General features: G+C 45.0%; 6 protein-coding genes. 3 read left to right on the top strand and 3 right to left on the bottom strand.

What is annotated here, in order from left to right:
- Positions 1 to 249: 249 nt before the first annotated feature.
- Positions 250 to 753, top strand: a complete 504-nt coding sequence (gene rimI / locus JMY02_RS07325) for a ribosomal protein S18-alanine N-acetyltransferase (protein ID WP_227678441.1) — start codon at positions 250 to 252, stop codon at positions 751 to 753.
- Positions 754 to 855: 102 nt separating this feature from the next.
- Here the strand turns inward: rimI and JMY02_RS07320 are convergent, their stop codons facing one another.
- The 3 genes from JMY02_RS07320 to trxB form a co-directional block, all read right to left on the bottom strand.
- Positions 856 to 1293 (bottom strand): MerR family DNA-binding protein, encoded by a 438-nt coding sequence (locus tag JMY02_RS07320; RefSeq protein ID WP_201596702.1) that lies wholly within the window; start codon positions 1291 to 1293, stop codon positions 856 to 858.
- 102 nt (positions 1294 to 1395) lie between these two features.
- The gene (gene aat / locus JMY02_RS07315; RefSeq protein WP_201596700.1) at positions 1396 to 2187 is read right to left on the bottom strand and encodes a leucyl/phenylalanyl-tRNA--protein transferase; all 792 of its coding nucleotides are present in this window, start codon (positions 2185 to 2187) and stop codon (positions 1396 to 1398) included.
- Positions 2188 to 3204, bottom strand: coding sequence for a thioredoxin-disulfide reductase (gene trxB / locus JMY02_RS07310; RefSeq protein ID WP_201596698.1), 1017 nt, complete (start codon positions 3202 to 3204; stop codon positions 2188 to 2190).
- 545 nt (positions 3205 to 3749) lie between these two features.
- Between trxB and JMY02_RS07305 the strand changes: the two genes are divergently transcribed.
- Positions 3750 to 7175 carry a DNA translocase FtsK 4TM domain-containing protein gene (locus tag JMY02_RS07305; protein ID WP_201596696.1) on the top strand — a complete coding sequence of 1142 codons (3426 nt, stop codon included), beginning with the start codon at positions 3750 to 3752 and terminating at the stop codon, positions 7173 to 7175.
- A 176-nt stretch (positions 7176 to 7351) separates the two neighbouring features.
- On the top strand, positions 7352 to 8845 hold the full coding sequence (locus JMY02_RS07300; RefSeq protein WP_201596687.1) for an amidase: 1494 nt from the start codon (positions 7352 to 7354) through the stop codon (positions 8843 to 8845).
- Positions 8846 to 8870: the final 25 nt, after the last annotated feature.

Here is an 8870-nt window from a genome sequence, read left to right as displayed (position 1 = left end):
TTCGTGAAGGCGGCCGTACGGTAGGCGCTGGTGTTGTTGCTAACGTATTGAACTAATCACTTATTCTCAGTAATGAGATTATGAGTTAGTCATGAAAAAGCCATCCTTATAGGATGGCTTTTTTTTGGCTATGAAAATAGGGATTTGTTTATACAAATATATAAACGCACGACTTTGTAAGCATACTTGCGATAAGCTTTGAATATATAATTTAAGCATAACCAAATGATAAAAATAAAAGGAGGGGCCGTGTTTACAATAGCGCATTTACCACTCAATACAGAAAAGCGTCAGCAGGTCATTCAAGCAGTCGCACATATTGAAGCATTGGTTCAACAGCACGATGCGTGGATTTATCAGACGTTGGCTGAATTGCTTGAACAAGACAGTATCGATATGCTAATCGTTTATGAGCAAGCGCCATCTACTATCATTATTGATAATAAAGTGGTTGGCTATTGCTTATATCAGGTGGTTTTTGAGCAAGCAGAGATTTTGCGTATTGGCACCCATCCTGACTATCAACGTCGAGGCATTGCCTCACAAATTTTTGCCAAATTGAATGCAGAATTACAAGCCAAACAAGTAGAGAGTCTGTTGCTTGAAGTACGTGCAGATAATACTCCGGCAATCGCCTTATATGAGCAGCAAGCGTTTGCTGTGATTCATCAGCGTAAAGGTTACTATCACTTACTAGGCCAGCCTGCTGTGGATGCACTCATTATGCAGCGTGTTTATACCCAAGGAGATTGAGTATGGCTTAATAGATTCTCTTTTATGTTGACCTGATTTGATTATATCGACTAGATATTAGCCAGCGTGATTTTGAGCATTACAGTTTTAAAGATTATGGTTTTAAACATCGTGAGGCAGTTTCTTTTTGCATATTTCCACATCAAACTGGTAGTCATTGTCTATTTTCATACGTTCTAGCACATCGATTCGTTCGCTTAGCAACTCTATCATAACGCTGATATTGGCTTGTTGCTTGCGGACTTGTTCTAACTTTTGCTGAGTAATCGTCAGCTGCAAATCAATATCGAGTTGACCGTCATAATAATCATTAAGGTTTTCTCCAATTTCAGTCAGCGTAAAGCCAATAGCTTGTGCGCTTTTGATTAGCTCGATACGTTCAATACATTGTGGATGAAACTCTGTATATAGACGAGAGCCTGCCTGACGTTTACGGGATTTCAGCAAGCCCAGTTGGTCATAATGGCGAACCGTATCTTTGGTGGTATTGGCTTTTGTCGCTAGTGTACCAATGAGTAAAAATGATGTATCAGGTGCCATAATAACCTCGTCGGCAGGTAACTATTATTCTTAGGTAGTATGAGTAATAGTAGGCGATATGAGTAGTAGGGTGCTATAAGCTGTATAAAAGTCACGCTCATCTCATTTGAGCTGCCACGGTTCTGTCGTATCAAGTAGCGATACCGCCAATGGCTTGTGAGAATGGTTGTGCCATTTTACGGACTGATGACTTATTAGTACATCCAATTGAGAGAGAAAATCTGCGCGCGGTAAAGTGGTGGCGCCTAAGCTCATAAGATGGTCGTTTGGTAATTGACAGTCAATGAGTGCTACTTTGCTTTGTTCACATAAGCGTGTTAAGCCCCAAAATGCGAGTTTTGAAGCATTAGAGGCCTTATGGAACATGGACTCACCAAAATAGATGCCGCCTATTTTTAATCCATAAAGTCCGCCAATCAGCTGCCCTTTATCATCCCAAACTTCAATACTGTGCGCATAACCTTGAGCATGCAACTCAGTGTAGGCTGCAATCATTTCCTCATGAATCCAAGTATGTTCACCTTCAGGTAATTCATCGCTACGCGGTAGGCTACAGGCATGTATAACCTCATCAAACGCTTGATTGAGGGTTAATTGCCAACGGGTGCGAGTTGCTTGTTTACGTAGGGATTTACTTGGCTGATAGCCAGTCGGTGCTATCACACAGCGAGGTTCAGGACACCACCATGCAATAGGCTCGTCTTCATTGAACCAAGGAAATAGCCCCTGCGCGTAAGCAGAAATCAGTGTTTCTGGTGCTAAGTCTCCGCCCATAGCGATGATCCCAATGCCATCAGGATCGATAGCAATAGGGTTAGGAAAGTCATAACGCCCAAGACTTTTTAGAGCCTCAGGCGTGATGCTTTTATCATTTTGGTGTGAGAAATTGCCCATTTAGTCTTCTTTATCGGCTGTCAATGTTGATGCGTAGGTATGGTCGGTTGCAGTCGCTTCACCAATAGCGTCTAAATACTTTTCAGCATCAAGCGCTGCCATACAGCCAGTACCCGCAGACGTAATTGCCTGACGATAAACATGATCTGCGACATCACCTGCGGCAAACACCCCTTCGATACTGGTTTGTGTGGCATTACCATTTAGGCCACTGTTGACAATAAGATAGCCGTCTTTCATGTCGAGCTGACCTTTGAATAACTCTGTGTTGGGCTTATGACCGATCGCAACAAACATGCCCATCGTGTCTAGTGTCTTGGTGCTACCATCGATCATCGATTCGATGACCACGCCATTCACACCCATATCATCACCGACGACTTCTTTGACTTTGTGGTTCCACTCGATTTTGACGTTACCATTTTTGACTTTTTCAAACAGCTTGTCTTGTAAAATCTTTTCAGAACGTAGGCCATCGCGGCGATGTACTAGAGTGACTTCAGAAGCAATATTGGATAAATATAACGCTTCTTCGACCGCGGTATTACCACCGCCAATGACAGCGACTTTTTGATCTTTATAAAAGAAGCCGTCGCAAGTGGCACAAGCTGACACGCCCAAACCTCTAAACTTGGTCTCTGACTCTAGTCCTAAGTACTGAGCAGAGGCACCTGTTGAGATAATCAAAGCATCACAAGTGTAATTGCCATTATTACCGGTCAATTTAAAAGGACGTTCATTCAAATTGACTTCATTGACATGATCATAAACCAGCTCCGTGCCAAAGCGTTCGGCATGGGCTTTCATGCGCTCCATCAAAGCAGGGCCCGTTAAGTCATGAGCATCACCTGGCCAGTTGTCGACTTCGGTGGTGGTGGTTAACTGGCCGCCCACTTCCATACCAGTGACCATGACCGGCTTTAGGTTGGCACGTGCGGCATAGACAGCGGCAGAGTAACCTGCAGGGCCTGAGCCTAAGATGATGAGCTTTTCGTGACGTGGAGCTGTAGTGACCATGAGTTGTTCCTTGCTAAATTTGATAATGAAAAGTGTGAATTATAAATATAATAAAAGATACGCGACAAAAGAATCGGCTAATATGGTTTTTCTAATTGCTGTGTGATAATAACATAAGGGCATACGGCAAAAAGTGCAAGTTTGCTAAAACAAACACAAGTATCATTAGAATCAAAGCATGTTTGCCTTGAAATACAATGACGAAAAAGCGCGAGTCTTTTACGGAGTTTAGGCAAAATGGTTAGTAGGATGTGGTTAGCTTTTTTATCTAACAGTACGATTTTTTGCCCAAATCGTATCTTGACTTACTTTCTTACACGCTTTCTTTAGAAGACGGTCGCCACTATAGCTATGTATTTGTTATTATAAGAAGTTATGCCAAGTGTGCGCGGGGTTAAAAGATAACAGGTCTGTACAACTGTTTGAACAAATAAAGCCTCTTAAACATTTCGCTAGGTACGTTTATGTCAGCACTTTATGTCAGCATGATTAGACTTAGTCATGCGTTGACGACCATTTAGTATTAATAACAAGGCAGATCTTACGTGATATCAGCACCGCTTATTGAGTATTTGAAAAAAGGAATATTTACCCTCCTTGGGTTAATACTGGCCGTTTATCTGTTTGTCATTTTGATGACTTACACAGGTAATGATCCAAGCTGGTCGCACATCAGCAGTGATATGACCACGATTAATAATGTGGGCGGTGAGACAGGTGCGTGGTTGTCTGACTTGCTTTATAGCTTCTTTGGGTTTGGTGCATGGTGGCTGCTGGCGTTTGTGGTTTATGAGTCTATCCTTATTTGGTGGGACAATAAGCCTACGTTTTGGCTGATGCGCTTGGTGGCGTATGTGTTTTTGTTGTTGAGTGCCAGTGCATTATTTGCACAAATTTTAGCGCTAGTGCAGCAAATTACCAATCCTGCGTCGACAGAACTGGAAGGTTTGGCTGGCGGCATTATTGGTCTTGAGTTACAAGCACGTTTGGCACAGCTTTTATCGCAGTGGGGGAGTGTGGTTTTTTTGACAGTATTTGTCGTGATTACCGCCACTTTTGCCTTTAATATTCATTGGCTGGCGATTTATCAGAAGATTACGGCGTTATCATGGCTTGGCTCAGGTATAAAAAACACAGACATGTCGCCTGACAATGGGTCAACGACTCAAGAAAATGCCATCACCAAGCAGAATGATAAAAACACCGCAAAAACGACTACAGAATCGGCCGCATCAGAGTATGAGCAGTTGCCCCTTGAGTTGCAATCTGCTGACCACGCTAACCATAGTCAAGCGGCAGATAACAACGGTCGGTTTGGTAATGTATTGTCAGAATTTTTAGTCAATTCGGGACTTGCCGATAGTGTGAAGGCTTCTATGGCGGCGACGCAAGCCGCTATGTCTAGTAGTGATAAGAGTGAAGATCTAAATACGTCAGCAACCGCTAACGGGGCTATAACTAACGGGGCTATAACTAAAGGGAGTATGGCTAACGGGAATATGGATAATATGGTTAGTCAAACCAATACATCGGTGACTGCTAACCCTACCATGCTGCCAGCTCGTAAAGTTGAGCCAAGCTTTGCATGGAACGATGCCAATACTGTAGATGATTTATTAGCAAGTGAGCAAACGGCTTATAGCGCGAATGGCATCAGTCATGCTAATGCTGCTTCGATTGCTAATAATGATGCCAGCACAAATTTTATAAGCACTGAATCACTAAGCACTGAATCAATAAGCACTGAATCAATAAGCACCGAGTCATTAGATGAACCATCATCAATTACTACGTCTGCTGACGAGCAGTTGGTGGCTCAATCGACTGGGAGGCTAAAAACAAAAATCGTCGAGCAGCCTATTAAAGAATGGGAAGACAATGAGACCGTCAATCGAGTGGTTACCGAATCTACCTCATTTGAATCAAAAAATATAACGGTAGGTGTGGATACCTTGGCAGATGCATGGTTAACAGAGCATGCTGACGTATTGAAACCTGCTGATGTAGATACTGATAAAGTCGCTCAGACAGACAACATAGCTGAGTGGCCAGCAACAGAAACCGTAGCCGAACCTGAGTTAGAAGTGGTTAGTGATTTTTCAAATGAACCGTCTCATCATGCTGAGTCACCGACAGTATTTAAAACCCCAGCTGTTTTGGCCTCGACAGCAGTTGCTTCACCAGCATCAGAAGCGGTTGTATCGCTATCCGCTGTCTCAGATATGACGCCGACCAATACCCCACCTGCCAATCCAAAAGCTGCGGGGGCGGTCAATCCTACCACAATCACACAGCCCGCCACGACTGCCAAACCAACCGTCAGCTTTGCCGTGCCAGAGGGTGATAGCAGCAACCATATCACCGATATGATGCCAGACGATGATTTGAGCGATTATGATTATAATGATGCACCAGTAATGCCGCATATTAGTGACGATGCAGCGTTTAGTCAAAAATCGCGCTCGATGCAAACTGCTGCCTATCGAAGCAGCTTAACGCCTATTCCAGAAATATCTATACTCGATAAACCGGATCCTGACCGTCAGCCTAGCTATACCATTGCAGAGCTTGAGCAACTCTCGGAGCTGTTAGAGATTAAATTGCAAGAGTTCAACGTAAAGGCGGCTGTGGTCAATGCTATTCCAGGGCCTGTAGTAACCCGTTTCGAAGTGGAGCTTGCTGCTGGGGTAAAGGCTAGCAAGGTCACGGGCATTTCGCGTGACTTGGCGCGTTCACTATCAATGGCGTCTTTGCGTGTGGTCGAGGTGATTCCTGGTAAACCTTATATTGGCATCGAAGTTCCCAATAAACAGCGGGAAATGGTGCGTTTGATTGAGCTGCTCAATACCGAAAAATTCAATGACCCCAAAGCCCAAATCAGTATGGCGATGGGTAAAGACATTGGTGGCAATCCAATCATCACCGATCTTGCTCGCGCACCGCATATGTTGGTTGCTGGCACGACTGGTTCTGGTAAATCTGTATTGGTCAATTCAATGCTGCTATCGATGCTGCTCAAATACACACCAAATGAGCTGCGGCTTATTTTGATTGATCCAAAGCAGCTCGAGCTTGCCAATTATAATGACATTCCGCATCTGCTAACACCTGTGGTGACCGACATGACTGAAGCGGCCAGTGCCTTGTCATGGTGCGTGGCAGAGATGGAACGTCGATATCAGCTAATGAGCTTGCTTAAGGTTCGCAAGCTGAACGAGTTTAATAAAAAAGTCATCGCAGCTGAAAAGTCAGGCAATCCAATGCTTGATCCTTTATGGCGACCGCATGATAGCGTGAGTATTAGCCAAGCGCCAAAGCTCAAAACCTTACCGATGATTGTTATTGTCGCGGATGAGTTTGCCGATATGATTATGCAAGTTGGTAAACAAGCCGAAGAGTTGATCACTCGCTTGGCACAGAAATCGCGGGCAGCGGGTATTCACTTGATGCTTGCTACCCAGCGCCCGTCAGTAGATGTTATCACTGGTTTGATTAAGGCCAATATCCCAGTACGTGCGGCACTACGAGTGAACTCAAAAGTCGATTCACGGACGATTTTGGATAGTGGCGGTGCTGAAGACATGCTAGGTAACGGTGACATGTTGTTCTTAGGGCCAGGGCAAATTGAGCCAGATCGTGTGCATGGGGCTTATGTCAGCGATGAAGAGGTCAATCGAGTGTGCGATGCTTGGCGTGAGCGCGGTGCACCAGATTATATTGACAATATGGCAGGTAATTTTGAGTTGTCTAGCCCAAGTAGCGGTAGTACTGCCAATGCGTCTGGTGAAGACGATGACTTATATAATGACGCGGTTGCCTTTATTATGGAAACGCGTAAAGTCTCTGCCTCTAGTATTCAGCGTAAATTCAGCATCGGTTACAACCGTGCTGCGCGCATTGTGGATTCGATGGAAGAGGCTGGATTGGTCAGCTCAATGGGCAAAAGCGGTAAGCGCGAATTATTGATGTAGTAACGCTTGAGTTTGACTGAGTGATAAACATGCTAAAAAAGCGAGTTGCGAAAGTGGCTCGCTTTTTTAGCATAAGCGTGAAAAGTTGTTGGACGGATAAATGTTTTTAGGATATTTGTCCAACCGTTCTGTAATTCGATATACTAAGTAAAGTCACTTACCAAGGAAGGTTTATTATGTTTAAAGAGTATACCCAGTACGATGCCATAGGTTTGGCGACCTTAGTTAATTCAGGCGAGGTCAGTGCAAAGGAGCTATTGGACGCAGCCGTTTATCAAGCCAATAAGCTGAATCCAAAGTTAAATGCCATTATCCACCGTTTTGATGAGCGTGCTTATAATGCGGCGCAAGCAGGATTACCGTCAGGGGTGTTCAATGGCGTACCTTATTTGCTCAAAGACTTATCCTTTAGTTTCGCTGGTGAACCTATAACTATGGGCAGTCGTAGCGTCAATATCATCTCAGAAAATGACAGCGAAATCGTCAAACGTATGAAAGCCACAGGTGTCAATACCTTTGGTAAGACCAATACCCCTGAGTTTGGCTTGATTATCACTACTGAACCAAAAGCCCATGGTGCGACTCACAACCCTTTCAAAAAAGGCTATAGCTCTGGCGGCTCATCTGGCGGTAGCGCCGCGGCAGTGTCTAGCGGTATTGTGCCAATGGCAGGTGCGGGTGATGGCGGCGGCTCGATACGTTTCCCTGCCGCTTGGTGCGGTGCATTTGGATTAAAGCCGAGCCGTGGTCGTAATCCAATGGGCCCCAAATTTGGTGAAGGCTGGGAGGGGGCAGTTGCGGATCACGTGATTACCCGTTCGGTACGTGACAGTGCCGCGATGCTTGATGCTACGAGCGGGGCAGAAATTGGCGCGCCCTTTGTCATTGCCCCGCCCAGCGGCACGTTTTTGCAAGCAGCGATGCGTGCGCCGCGACCATTGAAAATTGCTTTGCAGCAGCAGCCCTTGATCGCCAATACCGCAGTGGACAAAGAAGTGCTTGCCGTACTTGAGCAAACGGCCAAGCAACTAGAAGCGATGGGTCATCAGGTGATACCCGCTGAGCCTAATATCAATATCGAGCAGTTTTGGCATGATTTTATCGTCGTGGTCTGCGCGCACACGGCCTTTACCATTGACAATATCGAGCGTGAGTTTGGCGCAAAGCACATCAAAAACCTAGAGCCGCAAACCTATAATATGGCATTGCTAGGACGTTCGTTATCAGCAGTTGATTTGGCGCATGCCAAGCATGGTTGGCATCACACTCAGTATCAAACAGGCTTACTGCTCGAAACTTACGATATGATCTTGTGTCCAACCGTTCCGACTGTTGCTGTAAAACATGGCGTGCTACCACCTAGCCGTATGGATGAGATGATGATGCGTAGCGCTGGGATACTTAATAAAGGCTTTAATATGGGGAGATATGCCTTTAGCTCAGGCATGATCGAAAAGCTCAGCCAACCTGTGCTTGGTAAAATGGCCTTTACGTTATTGGGTAATGTCACAGGATTGCCAGCGATGTCATTGCCCGTTGGCATGAGCAAAAAAGGCTTACCTATTGGTATGCAATTGATCGGGCGTATGAATGATGAGGCGACGCTATTGAGTCTGGCAAGTGAGATGGAACGGGCAGGTTTGTTTACCAAACCGGCGTTTGAAAAGTAGGTTTGTTTTTCTGGTTAGCCCATTT

It is taken from the genome of Psychrobacter vallis (assembly GCF_904846715.1).
Taxonomy (GTDB): Bacteria; Pseudomonadota; Gammaproteobacteria; order Pseudomonadales; family Moraxellaceae; genus Psychrobacter; species Psychrobacter vallis.
The sequence above is the reverse complement of the archived record's forward strand: the minus strand, read 5'-3'. Positions and strand labels throughout refer to the sequence as shown.